Source organism: Kitasatospora sp. NPDC058492 (genome assembly GCF_042720685.1).
Taxonomy (GTDB): Bacteria; Actinomycetota; Actinomycetes; order Streptomycetales; family Streptomycetaceae; genus Kitasatospora.
Genome location: NZ_JBHXMU010000019.1, coordinates 103,407 through 119,060, shown reverse-complemented (window position 1 = coordinate 119,060; position 15,654 = coordinate 103,407). Strand labels below are relative to the sequence as shown.

Annotated in this window: 10 protein-coding genes; 3 read left to right on the top strand and 7 right to left on the bottom strand. The window is 76.0% G+C overall.

Annotation, left to right across the window (positions count from 1 at the left end; genetic code table 11):
- Positions 1-11 precede the first annotated feature (11 nt).
- The 3 genes from ACFWPI_RS15395 to ACFWPI_RS15385 all read right to left on the bottom strand — a co-directional run bounded on the left by ACFWPI_RS15395 (position 12) and on the right by ACFWPI_RS15385 (position 5,474).
- Positions 12-758, bottom strand: coding sequence for a nucleotide exchange factor GrpE (locus tag ACFWPI_RS15395; protein WP_380380423.1), 747 nt, complete (start codon positions 756-758; stop codon positions 12-14).
- Entirely contained in the window at positions 755-1,180 is a 426-nt protein-coding gene (locus ACFWPI_RS15390; RefSeq protein WP_063346590.1) for a hypothetical protein, read from the bottom strand. The genes ACFWPI_RS15395 and ACFWPI_RS15390 overlap by 4 nt, the downstream gene beginning before the upstream one ends.
- A gap of 163 nt (positions 1,181-1,343) precedes the next feature.
- Positions 1,344-5,474 (bottom strand): hypothetical protein, encoded by a 4,131-nt coding sequence (locus tag ACFWPI_RS15385; protein WP_380380426.1) that lies wholly within the window; start codon positions 5,472-5,474, stop codon positions 1,344-1,346.
- Between the two features lie 242 nt (positions 5,475-5,716).
- Here ACFWPI_RS15385 and ACFWPI_RS15380 point away from each other — a divergent pair, with 242 nt between their 5' ends.
- On the top strand, positions 5,717-7,507 hold the full coding sequence (locus ACFWPI_RS15380) for a protein kinase (protein WP_380339735.1): 1,791 nt from the start codon (positions 5,717-5,719) through the stop codon (positions 7,505-7,507).
- A 126-nt stretch (positions 7,508-7,633) separates the two neighbouring features.
- On the opposite strand, the gene ACFWPI_RS15375 is transcribed toward ACFWPI_RS15380, so the two are convergent.
- The 3 genes from ACFWPI_RS15375 to metF all read right to left on the bottom strand — a co-directional run bounded on the left by ACFWPI_RS15375 (position 7,634) and on the right by metF (position 12,324).
- Positions 7,634-9,883, bottom strand: coding sequence for a heavy metal translocating P-type ATPase (locus tag ACFWPI_RS15375; protein ID WP_380424827.1), 2,250 nt, complete (start codon positions 9,881-9,883; stop codon positions 7,634-7,636).
- 204 nt (positions 9,884-10,087) lie between these two features.
- Complete coding sequence (locus ACFWPI_RS15370) at positions 10,088-11,254, bottom strand: permease (protein WP_380370621.1); 1,167 nt, start codon at positions 11,252-11,254, stop codon at positions 10,088-10,090.
- Between the two features lie 128 nt (positions 11,255-11,382).
- On the bottom strand, positions 11,383-12,324 hold the full coding sequence (gene metF, locus ACFWPI_RS15365; protein WP_380370624.1) for a methylenetetrahydrofolate reductase [NAD(P)H]: 942 nt from the start codon (positions 12,322-12,324) through the stop codon (positions 11,383-11,385).
- A 252-nt stretch (positions 12,325-12,576) separates the two neighbouring features.
- Here metF and ACFWPI_RS15360 point away from each other — a divergent pair, with 252 nt between their 5' ends.
- Both ACFWPI_RS15360 and ACFWPI_RS15355 read left to right on the top strand, forming a co-directional pair.
- Positions 12,577-12,909, top strand: a complete 333-nt coding sequence (locus ACFWPI_RS15360) for a heavy-metal-associated domain-containing protein (protein WP_380370626.1) — start codon at positions 12,577-12,579, stop codon at positions 12,907-12,909.
- Between the two features lie 248 nt (positions 12,910-13,157).
- A complete protein-coding gene (locus ACFWPI_RS15355) occupies positions 13,158-14,369 on the top strand; it encodes a cytochrome P450 (RefSeq protein WP_380370629.1) in 1,212 nt (403 codons plus the stop codon).
- Positions 14,370-14,438: 69 nt separating this feature from the next.
- Here ACFWPI_RS15355 and ACFWPI_RS15350 read toward each other — a convergent pair whose 3' ends face one another.
- Positions 14,439-15,650, bottom strand: a complete 1,212-nt coding sequence (locus ACFWPI_RS15350; protein WP_380370631.1) for a Dyp-type peroxidase — start codon at positions 15,648-15,650, stop codon at positions 14,439-14,441.
- Positions 15,651-15,654: the final 4 nt, after the last annotated feature.

Genomic DNA, 15,654 nt, shown 5'->3' with positions numbered 1-15,654 from the left:
CGTGGTCCTGGCTACTTCTTCCGCTTGCGCCGGCCGCCCGCGGCCGTTCCCTTCCGGCGGGCCCGGGGCGGGGCCGCCGTGGCCCGGGCGGCGGGGTCCACCGGCGCGGCGGCGGGTTCGGGGCCGCCGTCCGCGTCCTCGGCCTCCGTGGGCGCGGTGTCGTCGCCCCCGGCTCCCGCAGGCTCAAGGTCCGGCGCCGCGGCCCCCTCCGGTACGGGCTCCAGGGCCCGCTCGACGTCCTCCGCGAGGACCGGCTCCCCCACCGGGGCGGGCTCGGGCGCCGCGGCGACGACGACCTGGGCGCGGCGCAGCACCTCCTCCTCCCAGAAGAACCCGGTGACCACCGTCCGGACGACCGTCTCCGGCGCCACTGCGGGACGCGGCTCGGTGCCGACGATCTCGGTCAGCGCAGGGTCCGCCGCCAGCCCCTCCAGCCGCATCGGGCGCACCCCGGCCTTGGCGAGGCGGCCGAGCAGCCGCCGGCGGGTGGCCTCGATCCCGGTACCGCGTCCGAGCAGCACCAGCTCCCGGTCCAGGCCGAGCGCGGCGAGGGCGTCGTCCACCTCGACCAGGATGCCCAGCAGGTCCCGCTGGGTGGCCCGGGCGGTCTGCGCCTCCTCGGCCCGCAGGCGCTGCAGGAGGGAGGCCCGGTACAGCAGTTGGCTGAACGCCTGGTCGAGGTCGACCTCCAGGGCGCGCTGCGGGACGTCCAGCGGCCGGTGGCCGTCGGGCGCGGGAGCGGTCGGCGTGTCGGTCATTCGGGTACCTCGATCTGCGGCAGCACGGACAGGTCGGCCGCGTAGCGGGCGGGGACGGGCGGTTCGGGGTCGGCGCCGCCGGGGGCGGGTTCGGCGAAGTCGGCCGCCGCCTCGGCCCGGTGCAGCACCAGGAGGGCGGCGGCGGGCGGCAGCGGCGGGCGCTCGACGACCAGCAGCGGTTCGGCGAGGGCGGGCGCCAGCAGGTCGGCGGCCTGGTCGACCGGCTCCGGCGGCAGGGGGCGCTGGAGGTCCAGCTCCAGCCGCCGGTCGGGGTTGCGCAGCAGGGCGGCGGCGTCCTGGATCTGCTGACGGGTGTAGCGGCCGGCCTTCATCGCCGGGCCGACGGCGAGGTTGATCTCGCGCACGCCGGCCGTGAGCGCAACGCCCAGGACCTCGTACGGCGACGGTTCGTGCAGTGGCATGGCGGGCGGCTTCTCTCCTCACGGCTGACGATTACTCAAGGATTGGCTGTGGCTCGTGGATTGGCTGCGGCTCGGGATTGGCTGCGGCTGCGGCTGCGGCTGCGGCTGCGGATCAGGAATGGGCGTATGGGCTACGACGACGGCGGCGGCTCCGCGGTTGCCGTCAGCGCAGTGCGCCGATCCTCCGTTGCAGGGCGCGCAGGTCGCGGTCGTCCGGGTTGTACTCGACGGCCTTGCCGATCAGCGAGCGGGCCTCCCGGAACTGGCGCAGGTTGGCCTGGCCGACGGCGTAGGAGCTGTAGACGACGCTGAGTTCGACGTGCAGCTTGGCGACGTCCTCCGGGGTGCGGGAGAGCGCGAGCGCCTCCTCCAGCAGCCGGATCGCGTCGCGGTAGCGGTGGGCCTCGTAGTGGCCGATGGCCTCGCCGCGCCAGACGCTGACCATCAGGCGGCGGATCTCGGCCGAGTCGTCGTAGGACCTGGCCTTCTGGAGCATGGCGGCCTGGGTGGTGAACGGGCTGTCCTGGAGGTTGTCCAGCATGTGGTTGGCCAGCATCACGGCGACCCGGCGCGGGGCCTCCTCCTCGGTGTCGCCGTCCCATTCCGGGTCGGCGCGCAGGGCTTCCGACATCCGGGCGACGGCGAGGGCGCGGTGGTCCGCGAAGGCGGCGATGCGGGAGAGGTGGCGCAGGACGAAGGCGAGGCCGAGCCGGTGGTCCGGGTCGGGGTTGAGCGTGATCAGCTCCCGCCACGCGTCGGCGGCCTCCTCCAGTTCCGCTTCGGGGGCGTCGGGGCGGCTGAGCTGGCCGGCCCGGTTGCCGAGGGCGGCCTCCAGGAAGTGGACGGCGGTCGGGTCGCCGGGGGCGAGTTCCATGCTCTTGCGCAGCAGGACCAGGGCGCGGGGGTAGTCCTTGGCCTCGTTGTTGATCTTGCGGGCCCACTGGGCGTAGGTGGCCCCGAGGTCGCCGCGCACCTCGGGGTGGTCGGGGGCCAGCGCGAGGGCCTTCTCCAGGAGTTCGGTGGCACCCGCCTGGTCGTCGTCGCTGCTCTTGAGCAGGGCGCGGGCGGCCCGGACGCCGCACTCGGCGGCGATCGCGGGCGCGTCGGCGGGCAGGACGGCGCCGGGCACGGCCCGGGCGCGGGTGAGGCAGTCCAGGGCCTCGCGCCAGTCCTGGTTGCGGTGGTGCTCGCGGGCCTCGCTGACCAGGCTCTCGCCGAGCAGGTCCCGCCAGCCCGTTCCGCGTTCGGCCTCGGGCACCGCGTCCAGGGCGCCGACGGCGGCGGCCTGGCGGCCCTGGAGGAGCAGGTAGCGCTGCGGGCCGAGGTCGCCGAACAGGCCGAGGGCCCTGGTCAGCGGGTGCCCGTCGGGGGTTTCCGGTCGCCGCCAGGCCCGTACGGCCTCGTCGAACCCGGCTGCCCAGGCGGCGAGTTCGGGCTCCTGGCGGAGCAGCCGGTCGAGCGCGGGGCCGAGGGCGAGGCGCCGGGCGGGGCGGCCGGGCAGGGTGATCCGGACGTCCTCCTGGGCGAAGGCGTCGGCGCTGTGCGCCTCCATGCCGAGGCGCAGGGTCCAGGCGGTGACCTCGTCGCCGGTGCGGCCGGCGGCCCGGTCCAGGGCGCGCAGGTCCTCGCGGAGGCGGTCGGTGAGCGCGCTGCGGGCGGTGGACATCCGCTGCGGTTCGGCCGGGCGACCGGTGATCCGGGCGGACTCCGCCCACAGGTCGGGCTGGTGCAGGGCGGCGACCAGGCAGCCGAGCGTCCAGGTCCAGATCCGCTCGTCCGGGCCTTCCGAGGTTTCCGGGCCCGCCTGGAGGGAGACCGCGAGCCGGTAGCCGGCCAGGCCGAGCGCGTGCAGCAGCCGGGGGTGGGCCGGGTCCTTGAGCAGCAGGGCGTGGTAGCCGTCCCAGGCCTCGCGGTGGCGACCCTCGACGGCGTGCTGGTGGGCCTCGTGCTCGGCGAGCAGGACGAGCGCGGCGGCGGCCTGCGGCCGGCCCGGGGCGAGGGTGAGGGCCTGGCGCAGGTCGCCGGCCGCGCGTCCGGGCTCCCCGGCGTCGAGGGCGGCGCCGGCCCGGCGGATCAGGACGGCGCCGCGCGCGGCGTCGGCGTCCGCCGGCAGGTCGGCCAACGCCTCGTCCAGTCGGCCGAGTTCGGCCCGCAGCAGGGCGAGGTCCAGCCGTACGGGCGCGGCGGCGGGGCTGTCGCCGAGGGCCTGCGCCCAGGCGGCGAGGACGGGTTCGGCCTGCTCGGGCACCCCGGCCCGGCGGGCGCAGTCCAGGACGGCGCGCAGCGCGGGGCCGGTGCAGCGTACGCAGCGCGGCGCGGCGCCGTCGGCGGGGCGGTGCAGGTGGGCGGCGCAGACCTCCCGGCCGCAGCCGGCGCAGACGCCGGTGGCGGGGGCGGGGCAGACGGCGCAGTCGGCCGTCGCGGGCGGGGGCTGCGGCGGCTCGGGGGCCTGGCCGGCGGTCAGGAAGTGGCGGTACCAGTCCAGTGCGGCGGCCCAGTTGCCGGCCCGTTCGGCGAGCAGCGCCCGCAGCCGGGCGAGGCCCGGGTCGCCGGCCGGGTCGGGGGCGAGCGGGGCGAGCAGGGCGATGGTCTGGACCGGACGGCCGGTCAGCAGGGCGGCGGCGGCCAGGTGGTAGCGGTCGAGCGGCCCGGTGGCGGCGTCGAGCAGGGTGCTCAGCGGTGCGGTGGAGCCCTCGGCCAGGGCGAGGGCGGCGCGCAGCCGGGCCTGCCGGTGGGTGACGGAGCCGGGCAGGGTGTCGGCGAGGTCGAGGGCGGCGGCGGCCCGCTCGCGCGGTTCGGGCCGGTCGCGGCCGGTGATCAGGAGGTGCGCGGCCTCGCGCAGGGCGGCCTCGCGCAGCGCGGCCCGGTAGCCGGGGGCGGCCGGGTGGTCGGCGGCGGCCTGCTGCCAGAGCTCCCGGGCGGCCACCGGGTCGTCGGCCAGCCGGGTGCGGGCGAGCCGGTCGCGGGCCAGGGCCTGCCGTTCGCGCAGGTCCTCGTCGTGCAGCGGCTCCCAGCGGGCCAGGGCGCCGGCCGGGTCGTCGGTGCGGGCGAGGGCCAGACCGTGGTGGAAGGCGGCGATCCGGGCCCAGCGGGAGTCCGGTTCGACGTCGGCCTCGGCGCCGAGGACGGGCGCGGCCTCGGCGGCCTGCCCGGCGGCGAGCAGGGCCGCGCCGAGCCGGACCCGGGCGGGGCGCCAGTCGGGGGCGAGGCCGAGGCCGGTGCGGTAGTCGGCGGCCGCCTCGGCGGGGCGCGCGGCCCGCTCGTGCACCAGGGCGAGGCCGAACCGGGCCGGGGCGAAGGAGGGTTGGACGGTCAGGGCGGCGGTGAACTGGTCCCGGGCCTGCTCGTCGGCGCCGAGCAGCAGGGCGAGTCGGCCGAGGGCGTAGCGGGGGCGGGGGTCGCCGGGGGTCTCGGTGGCGGCGGCCGCGAGGTCGGACCAGGCGGCGTCGGTGGCGCCGAGCCGCTGCCGGGCCAGGCCCCGGAAGAGCAGGCTTTCGGTGCGCAGCGCCGGGCCGCGCCCCCACGGGGAGGGCTCGCCGGGGCCGCGGCGCAGCGCCTCGCCGAAGGCGGCGACGGCGGGTTCGTCCCGGTGCAGGGTGAACAGCTGGGCGCCCCAGCGGAACCAGAGTTCGCCGCTGCCGCCGGGGGCGGACGCGGCGAGCAGGGTCTCGGCCTCGGCGGCGCGGTCGGTGCCGCGCAGCAGGGCGGCCCGGGCCAGGACCGGCCAGTCCCGGCCGGGCAGTGCGGCCAGCGACCGGGTGGTGGCGCGCTCGCGCTGCTCGGGGGAGCCCTCGCGGCAGAGCCGCTGGAGCCAGTCCGTGGCGCGGGCGGCGGCCGCGGCCTCCTCACCGGGTTCGGCGCCGTCGGCGGTGGCCTGGAGGAAGGCGAGCAGCGGCCCGAGGTCGCCGTCGGGGGCGGATATCCGCTCCTCGGCGAGGCGGTGCAGGCTCCACCGGGGCAGCTGCCGGGCCGGGTCGGCGAGCAGCGGGAAGGCCTCGCGGTGCAGGGCGAGGGTGGCCTGCTGGTCGCCGGTGGGGACGGTGGCCTCGGCCTGGCCGAGCAGGGCCAGGCCGCGTTGCGGGCGCAGTTCCTCGGGGCCGGCGGCGAGCCGTTGGGCGAGGCGCGCGTAGCGGCGCCGGGCCTGCGGGGCCTTGCCGGCGGCGAGCCGTTCGGCGGCCGCGGCCAGGGCCTTGGCCACGGCCTGGGCGTCCAGGCTCCGTCGGCGGCGGGCCAGTACGACGGCTGCCGCACCGGCCAGTGCCACCACGAGCAGCAGCACCGCGAGCTGCACCATGCACCGTCCCCCTGCGCTTGGAAATACGCCGATCGATGATCAACACAAGGTGTGTGATCATGAGTTGACGCCGTTTCGATGTTGATCGGGCGCCCATCAGAATAGGCCCTCCACCGGACAGACGAACAGAATTGAGCACTATCCTGGGCGACGCAGCGGAAGCGGTGTGAGAACCACCGCGCGGGAACCGGCCCGAGGCCGGGTCGGGGCGAACAGGCCAACAGGGTCCAGTCGGGGGATGCGTGTCCGAGTCGCGTTGGGTGCCCGGGCTCCGGTTCGGGCCGGAGTTCGACCCCGAGCAGTACGAGCTCCTGGAATTCCACCACCGGGGCGGCGAGGCCGAGGTGTGGCGGGCGGTGCGGACCGGCCACAGCGGGCTCAAGGAACTCGTCGCCGCGAAGATCATGCTGGAGCGCGACCCCTCCGAGGTGCGGCGCTGGCTCGGCCGCTGGGACGACGTCTCGCACAACGCCCACCGCCTGGGCGTGAACGACCTGGTGGTGCCCAGCTTCCTGCTCGGCCCCTCCCCGCACCGGCCCGGCGCCGCGCCCTCCGCCGGGCTGCTCGGCTACCAGATCTCCCCCTGGGTCGAAGGCGTGCCGCTGCACACCTGGGCCCGCACCCAGCGCGGCGGCCCGGCGGCGGTGGCCGAGGTGCTGGCCCGGCTCTGCCGGATCGTCGACGAACTGCACCGCAAACGCTGGGTGCACCGCGACATCTCCCCCGCCAACGTCCTGGTGGACGCCCAGAACCAGGTCAAGCTGATCGACCTGACCTTCCTGGCCCCGCTCGACCACACCCTCACCGTCGCGGTGTTCACCCCCGGGCACGTCCCGCCGGAGGCCGAGCAGGTCGGCGGCTTCCCCACCACCGCCAAGGACCTGTTCGCGGTCGGCACCCTCGCCCGCACCCTGCTGCTGCCCGACCACGGCCGGCTCGACCACCGGCTCGCCGCCGAACAGGCCCGCGCCGAACTCCTCGCCGCCGGCTACGGCGAGGACCTGGCGCGCTGGGCCTGCGAACCGCTCGCCCGTGAACCGGACCGCCGCCCCTCCCCGCTCGGCCCCTGGGTGGGCCGCGGCCGCGAACTCCTGCGTTCCCGCCGGCCGGTGGCGCGCACCGCGGGCCTGGCCGTCCTGCCCGACCGGGCCGGCCGGCCGCTGCTGGTCACCGGCGGCGCCGACGGCACCGCACTGGCCGGCCCCGGACACCACGGGCAGCGCCTGCCGGCCGGCCAGGGGCCCGGCCCGGTCAGGGAGTTGCTGGCCGGCTGGGCCGGACACCAGGGCGAACTGGTGGTCTGCGCCGAGGACCGCGGCGGGACGCTCTGGGTCGGCACCTCGGCCGGCTGGTGGGAGGCCGCGCGCGGCGTCAGCGGGCTCGCCGGGGCGGTCAACTCCGCCGGGGAGATGACGGTCTGGACGGCGGCCGGCGGCGCCCTGCGCTCCTACCGCTGGGCGCCCGGCCTCACCCTCACCGGCCAGGAGCTGCCCGGCTGCCCGGCCGACCGGGTGCTCGCCGCCCTGGAGGAACGGGCCGGATCCTGGCTGGTCCTGGTCGAGCACCGGGAGCAGGTGCTGAGCTGGCGACCGGGCTCGGCCGAGCGCCCCGCCCCGCTGGGGCCGCCCGGCGCCCTGCGCGCCGGGGCGCTGGCCCGCACCTCCGCCGGACCGCAGGCCGCCACGCTGCGCCCGGACGGCTCCGTCCAGCTGCACACCCTCGACACGGCCGGCCCGGCCCCCGAGATCGGCGACGGCGAGCCCTCCCTCGGCGTCGCGATGGCCGGCCACCGGGGCGGCCCGACGGTGGCGCTGGCCGGCGCGGGCGGCGTCCGGCTGCGGCTGCCGGCCGGCGGCGCCTCCCGGCGGCCGCGCTGGTGGCGGCCGACGCTGCGCCCGGCCACCCGGGTCGCGCTCGCGATGGGCGAGGACTGGCGGCTGTGCCTGGCCGCGGTGGTGGAGGGCGAGTTGCAGTGCTGGCAGGAGGACGCGGCGTACCGGTGGCAGGCGGTGGCGCTGCCCGAGCAGGGCTGAAGCGGGGCTTCGCGGGGCTGAACGGAACGCGCCGTGGGCCCGGAACCAGGTGCGGTTCCGGGGCCACGGCGGGTCGAGCAGGGTGGGCGGGCTCAGTGGAGTGGGCGGTTCAGCGTTCGGCCGCGCTCAGCGGAAGCGGCGCAGTCGCAGGCTGTTGCCGACCACGAAGACCGAGGAGAAGGCCATCGCGGCCCCCGCGATCATCGGGTTGAGCATCCCGGCGGCGGCCAGCGGAAGGGCGGCGACGTTGTAGCCGAAGGCCCAGAACAGGTTGCTCTTGATGGTGGCCAGGGTCTTGCGGGAGAGCCGGATGGCGTCGGCCGCCGCCAGCAGGTCGCCGCGGACCAGGGTGAGGTCGCCGGCCTCGATCGCGGCGTCGGTGCCGGTGCCCATGGCCAGGCCCAGGTCGGCCTGGGCGAGGGCGGCCGCGTCGTTGACGCCGTCGCCGACCATCGCCACGACCTTGCCCTCGGCCTGGAGCCGCTTGACGGTGGCGACCTTGTCCTGCGGCATGACCTCGGCGATGACGTGTTCCGGGGCGATGCCGACCTCGGCGGCGACGGCCTCGGCGACCGCCCGGTTGTCGCCGGTCAGCAGCAAGGGGGTCAGGCCCAGGCCGCGCAGCCGGGCGATCGCCTCGGCGCTGGTCGGCTTGACCGCGTCCGCGACCTCCAGGACGGCCCGGGCCCCGCCGTCCCAGCCCACCGCGATCGCGGTCCGCCCGGCCGCCTCGGCGGCGCGCTTGGCCGCGGCCAGGCCCTCCGGCAGGTACTGCGACCAGTCGTTCAGCAGCGCCTCCCGGCCGGCGACCACCGCGTGGCCGTCCACCACGCCCTGGACACCCAGGCCCGGCACGTTCTCGAAGCCCTCGACCGCGGGCAGCTCACCGGCCTCGGCGGCGGCGGTGGCGATCGCCCGGGCGATCGGGTGCTCGGAGGCGTGCTCCAGGGCGCCGGCCAGGCGCAGTGCCTCGGCCTCGTCGACGCCCTCGGCGGTGTGCACGGCGAGCAGGGTCATCCGGCCGGTGGTGACGGTGCCGGTCTTGTCCAGGACGATGGTGTCGACCTTGCGGGTGGACTCCAGCACCTCCGGGCCCTTGATCAGGATGCCCAGTTGGGCGCCGCGGCCGGTGCCGACCAGCAGCGCGGTCGGGGTGGCCAGGCCCAGGGCGCACGGGCAGGCGATGATCAGCACCGCGACCGCTGCCGTGAAGGCGGCGGTCCAGCCCTCGCCGGTGCCCAGCCAGTAGCCGAGGGTGGCCACCGCCAGGACGATCACGATCGGGACGAAGACGGCGGAGATCCGGTCGGCGAGGCGCTGGGCGGCGGCCTTGCCGTTCTGCGCGTCCTCGACCAGCCGGGCCATCCGGGACAGCTGGGTGTCCGCGCCGATCCGGGTGGCCTCGACCACCAGCCGGCCGCCCGCGTTGACGGTGGCGCCGGTGACCTGGTCGCCGACGCCGACCTCGACCGGCACGGACTCGCCGGTGAGCATCGAGGCGTCCACCGCCGAGGCCCCCTCGACCACCACGCCGTCGGTGGCGATCTTCTCGCCCGGCCGCACCACGAACCGGTCGCCCACGGCCAGGCCGCCGACCGGGATCCGGACCTCGGCCCCGCCGCGCAGCACGGTGACGTCCTTGGCGCCCAGTTCCAGCAGCGCCCTGAGCGCGGCGCCCGCGGTGCGCTTGGAGCGGGCCTCGAAGTAGCGGCCGGCCAGGATGAAGGCGGTGACGCCGGCCGCCGCCTCCAGGTAGATGTTCGACGGGCCGTCGCTGCGGGCGATGGTCAGCTCGAAGCCGTGCCGCATGCCCGGCATCCCGGCGTCGCCGAGGAACAGCGCCCACAGGGACCAGAGGAACGCGGCGCCGGTGCCGAGCGAGACCAGGGTGTCCATGGTCGCGGCGCCGTGCTTGAGGTTGGTCCAGGCGGCGCGGTGGAACGGCCAGGCGGCGTAGGTGACCACCGGCGAGGCCAGCACCAGCGACAGCCACTGCCAGTTGTCGAACTGCAGGGCCGGCACCATCGCCATCGCGATCACCGGCACCGCGAGCGCCACGGCCGTGACCAGCCGCTGGCGCAGCGGGGCGAGTTCGTCGACCGGCTCGGCCTGCCCGGCTTGCCCGGTCGGGCCTTCGGCGGCCGGCGGCTTCGGCAGCGCGGCGCTGTAGCCGGTGGCCTCGACGGTGGCGATCAGGTCGGCGACGTCGACGCCCGCGGGGAAGGCGACCTTCGCCTTCTCGGTGGCGTAGTTGACGCTCGCCGAGACGCCGTCCATCCGGTTGAGCTTCTTCTCGATCCGGGCCGCGCACGAGGCGCAGGTCATGCCGCCGATCGAGAGTTCCACCTCCGTGGAGGCGGGTGCCTGGGTGGTCATCGTTGCTCCTCGTGACAGTCGTCGTTCCGGGGACGTGCTGAGCGTCTCCGGTCCGACCTCCATACCCTCGGGGGGTATCGGTCGGCGTCGGGTTCCTTTATACCCCCCTGGGGTACACAGAACAAGCGGATACCCCCAGCAGGTATCTTCCGGGTCGGCGATCCGCCCCGCCCGAAACCCCCGGGAGGTATCTGCTGCCGGGCGTCAGTGCCGGTCGTGCCGACGCCCGTCCCCGACTGCGGGCTCGCCGCCCATCATCCGGAGCATGGCGCGGCCGCCGGTACGCAGGAAGCGGGCGAGCAGGGCGGCGGCGAGGAGCAGAAAGACGATGTTCAGCCAGGTGGTGTAGTTCCACTCGATGCCCGCCATCGGGATCTCGGCCTCGCGCTGGTCGGGGACCAGGCCGAGCGCGCCGAAGAGGAACTCGACGGTGTAGCCGGCCGCCACCATGGCCGCATAGAAGGTGCCGAGCAGAAACAGGGCCGTCCGACGCCCGTAGTACTTCCGGTAGATGTTGAGGATCGGCAGGATCAGCAGGTCCGCGAAGATGAACGCGACGACCCCGCCGAAGCTGATCCCGCCCTTCCACAGCACCACCGCGAGCGGCACGTTGCCGATCGAGCAGACGAAGGACGCCATCGCCACCAGCGGGCCGACCAGCGGACCCCACAGCCGGCCGGCGAGCGGGTGGTCGGCGAAGAAGAACGCCTGCCAGAAGGAGTCCGGCACCCAGGCGGCGATGGCACCGGCGATGAGCAGCCCGAGGACGAGGTCCTTGAGGATCGCCGCCCACTCCATCACGAACACGTGCGACACGGCCGTGACGCCCTGCCGGGACAGCAGCCGCCGGGCGAAGGAGCCCTCCCCCGCGACGGACATGTCCATCGCCGCGTGGCCCTCCATCGAGCCGGCCAGGCCGCGTTCGGCCTGGGCGCGGGCCTCACGCAGCAGCCGGTCGCGCAGCAGCAGCCGGAAGAGCAGGGCGAGGACGAGGATCATCACCGGCCCGCCGACGAACTCCGCCGCCGTGAACTGCCAGCCGAGCAACAGGGCCAGGATGACGCCGAGTTCGACGACCAGATTGGTCGAGGCGATCTCGAAGGCCATCGCGGCGGTGAAGTCCGCGCCCTTGCGGAACAGCGAGCGGGCGAGGGCCACGGCCGCGTACGAGCAGGAGGAGGAGGAGGCCGCGCCGAGGAGGGCGGCGACGCCGAGGGTGCGGGGGCGGTCGTCGCCGAGCAGCCGGACGACGGTGGACTTGCGGACGACGGCCTGGACGACGGCGGAGAGCAGGAAGCCGAGGATCAGCGCCCAGGCGATCTCCCAGGTCATCGATCCGGCGATGGACAGCGCGTGCAGGATCGCGTGCATGGTGGGTCCGCCTTCCCTGGTGCCCCGGGTTCGCCAGCGCCGAGCACCATATACCCGTACCGGGTATCACCCCTCGCACCTCGCCGGGGGCCCGGCCGCTCCCCCGCCAGACCCCTGTCAGACCTCCGTCAGGCCGCCGCCAGCGGGGCCGACGGCTGCGCCGCCCGGTCCAGCCCGAGGTTGCGGTGGATCTCCAGGGCGGCGGTGGAGCGGTTCAGCGTGATGAAGTGCAGGCCGGGCGCACCCTCGCGGAGCAGGCGCTCGGCCATCCGGGTGGCGTGGTCGACGCCGATGCGGTGAGCGGTCGGCCGGTCGCCGCGGGCCGCCTCCAGCCGTGCGGCCAGGCCCGCCGGGAAGGAGGCGCCGCTGAGTTCGGCGAAGCGGGCGATCTGGCGGACGTCGGTGGCCGGCATGATCTCCGGGATGACCGGGGTGTCGCAGCCGGCCTCGGCGAGCCGGTCGCGCAGCCGCAGGTAGTGCTCGACGTCGAAGAACATCTGGGTGACGGCGTAGTCGGCGCCCGCCCGGCACTTGGCGACGAAGTGCCGGATGTCGTCCGCCCAGTCCGCCGAGCGCGGGTGGCGCTCCGGGAAGGCCGCCACCCCGACCGTGAACGCGCCGCAGCCCTTGACCAGTTCGACCAGTTCGGCGGCGTGCCGCAGGCCCCGGGGGTGCGGCTCCCAGGCGCCGTTCGGGTTGCCGGGCGGGTCGCCGCGCAGGGCGAGGACGTCGCGGATCCCGACGTCCGCGTAGCGGCGCAGGACGGCCTGGAGCTCGGCGGTGGAGTGGCCGACGGCGGTCAGGTGGGCCACCGGCCGCAGCGTGGTCTGGGCGGCGATCCGCTCGGTGGTCTCGATGGTGCGGTCGCGCGAGGAGCCGCCGGCGCCGTAGGTGACGGAGACGAAGGTCGGCGCGACCGCCTCCACCCGCCGGATCGCGGCCCACAGGGAGCGCTCACCGGCGTCGTCCTTGGCGGGGAAGAACTCGAAGGAGTACGTCCGCTCGCCGACCGCCAGGATCTCGCGCAGTCCGCGCGGGCCGCGCGCTCCGGGTCGGGTGGTGTGGTCCATGGGGTGTCACCTCGGGTGATGGGGGTCGGCCGCCTGCCGGGGCCGGCCGCCGGGATGCGGGCGGCCGCTTCCACCCTGCCGGAAGGGCGCAACGAGATTGCCACAAGGATCAGTTGACGATCGGTCGAGTCCGTTTCACGGCCATCGCGAGCGACGCCCTCAGTTACCCCTGGGGGGTATGGTACGTTCTCCAGGCGAAGCGGCCGACCGCACCTGCGGCCGGCGCCGGGCACTGATGACAGGAGCACCCCCATGTCCGAGACCACCGTCACCGTCGAGTCCCCCGCCACCGGGACCGCCACCGAGACCGCCGCCTCCTGCTGCGGCTCCTGCGGCACCGGCGCCACCGAGGCCCCCGCCACCGGGACGGCCGGGCGGGCCGTCTTCCAGGTCAAGGGCATGACCTGCGGCCACTGCGTCACCTCGGTGACCGCCGAACTGCGGAAGATCGACGGCATCACCGACGTCGCCGTGGACCTCGCCACCGGCAAGGTCACCGTCGACAGCACCCTGCCGCTCGCCGACGAGGCCGTCGCCGCCGCCATCGACGAGGCCGGCTACGACCTGGTCGACCGCCTCGGCTAGGTCGCACCAGCCGAACGCCCCCGACGGCAGGACCGTCGGGGGCGTTCGACTTACGGGGTGGGGGTATGCCCGGCGGGATGCGCCCGGCGGGATGCGCGCCGGACAGGCCCCGGTGAAACCCTGACCGGAGGAGGTGAAATCGCTACCATCGGGACCAACGGGACAAGCAGCAGCGGAATCCAATGATCTACGTAAATACGACAGTTGGATTCTCATCCCGCGCCGGACCGCCGACCCCGAAGGGACCCATGTCCACCGCCGCACCCGCCCTCCCCCCGTTGCACCGACTCCCCGTCACCCCCGCCCAGCCGCCCCACCCCACCACCCTCCCTGACGGCACCCCCGCCTGGCTGGTCACCCGCTACCACGACGTCCGCCAGACCCTCACCGACCCCCGCTTCACCCGCGGCGACCTGGCCACCGTCGGCACCCCCGGCGGCGGCGCCGACGTCTCCAGCAACCCGGCTTCGATGTTCAACCAGGACGGGCCGGAACACCGCCGGCTGCGCAGCACCGTCCAACGGGCCTTCACCGCACGCGCCATCGCCGGCTGGCAGCCCTGGGTCGCGGAGGGCGTCCAGCAGGCCGTCGACGCCCTCGCGGCCGGCGGCACCCCCGCCGACCTGGTCACCGCCTTCACCCGGCCGGTGCCCTTCGCCGTCACCAGCCGCCTGATGGGGCTCGACGGCGACGGCCCGGACCACCTCGACGAGCAACGGCTCCGCCGCTGGACCAGGGCGATCCTCGCCGACGGCACCCCGGACGACGGCGGCGACGCGGCCGACGGCGCCCTGGACCCGGCCGAGGCGCTCGCCGAATACGCCGCCTACACCGGCGAGTTGATCGCCCGCCGGCGCCACCACCCCGGCGAGGACCTGGTCAGCCGCCTCGTCCAGGCCGCCGACCAGGACGGCGGCGTCCCCGAGGAATCACTCGTCTACCTGGTCTGCGGGCTCACCGCCAGCGGCAACGAGAGCGTCACCGGCGCCCTCGGCAACGCCCTCGTCTACCTGCTCGGCGAACGCCCCGAGGACTGGCCCCGCCTCGCCGATCCCGACACCACCGAACGCGTCACCGAACGCCTCCTGCACTTCATCCCGCTCGGCGACGACGAGGCCACCACCCGGCGCGCCACCGAACCGGTCGACCTCGGCGGCGTCCACATCCCCGCCGGCGCCGTCCTCGCCGTCAGCCTCGGCAGTGCCAACCGCGACGCCGCCGTCTTCCCCGACGGCCTCGACGCCGGCCTCGACCACCCCCTGCCCGCCCCGACCCTCGCCTTCAGCGCGGGCCCCCACTACTGCCTCGGCGCCTGGCGGATGCGCCTGGAAATGCGCGAATCCCTCCGCCGCCTCGCCACCGCCCTCCCGGGCCTGCGCCTCACCACCCCCGTCGACCGGCTCACCTGGCAGCTCGGCACCACCACCCGCAGCCCCGCCCAGCTGCCGGTCACCTGGTAGCCGGGGGCGCCGGGCCGCCCGCAGCGAGCAGCCCGCGTCGACCCCCGGGCCGTCGCGGGCAAACCGTCCTCAACCCCAGAGCTGCTCGCCCAGCGTGGCGCCCTCGGGGGCGCCGGGCAGGACGTAGGCGACGGCGGAGGCCTGGTGCTGGACGAACGGGTTGAGGGCGTCGCGGGTGGCGAGGCGGGTCTGGACGCGGGTGAACTGGGCGGGGTCGCGCATGAAGGCACAGAAGAGCAGGCCGCGGTCGTCCGGGCCGTCGTCGTAGCTGTAGCCGCGGCGGAGCATGCGCGCGCCGCCGTCGAGGCGGGGGCTGCTGAGCCGGACGTGGGCGGTGGCGGGGATGACGTAGGAGCCGTCCGGGTTCTTGGCGTAGACGTCCGGTTCGTCGTGTTCGGCGCTGCCGGTGAGCGGGGCGCCGTCGCCCGCGCGGCGGCCGATGACCAGGTCGCGCCGGTCCGCGGGGAGGGCCGCGAAAGCGGCGACGTCCATCCGGATCCGCCGGTAGACCAGGACGGTGCCGTTCTCGTGCGCGCCCGCCGGGCCCCAGACCCACTGCCGGGCGGTCGGCTCGTCGGGGTTGGCGGTGCCGTCCTTGAAGCCGAACAGGTTGCGGGCGGTGCTGCCCGGGGCGGTGGCGGGCAGGAAGCCGGACTGGGTCCAGCGGGGCGTGGCCCCGGCGGCGCGGGCGGCGGTGGTGACGAGTTCGGCGACGACGGTCAGCGTCCAGCGGTCGGCGCCGCAGAGTTGGAGGAGGACGTCGCCGCCGCCGCGCGCCGGGTCGAGGCGGTCGCCGGCGAAGGCCGGCAGGTCGGCGAGCGCGGCCGGGACGTTCAGGCCGAGCCGGGCGGCGAGGTCGGGGCCGACGCCCACCAGGCTGGTGAGCCGGGCTGGTTCGGCGCCCTGGAGCCGCAGGTCCGGTGAGGTCCCGGCGGTCGCGGCGGCCAGCAGCCGGGTGAGCTCCGCGAGCAGGCCGCGCAGGACGTCCCGGCCGCCGGCGGTGGTCGCGGGTGCGAGGTCGAAGGCCAGCAGCTGGGTGGCGGGTTGCGGCGGTGTGGTCACGCCGGCCTGGCGGGGGCCGTGGAAGAGGGGCGCCGGGTCGGGCGGCGGGGCCGCCGGGTGCTGCTGCGCGGAGCCGTCGTGGCCGCCGTGCGCCAACGCCTGGACGCCGGCGCCGAGTCCGGCGGCGAGCACCGCTCCGGCCGCGAGCAGCGCCCTCCGCTCGACACCGGGTCCGGCGGCTTCCGTCTGTTTCCGCACTTTTCCGGTTTCGGCATGCATGGGC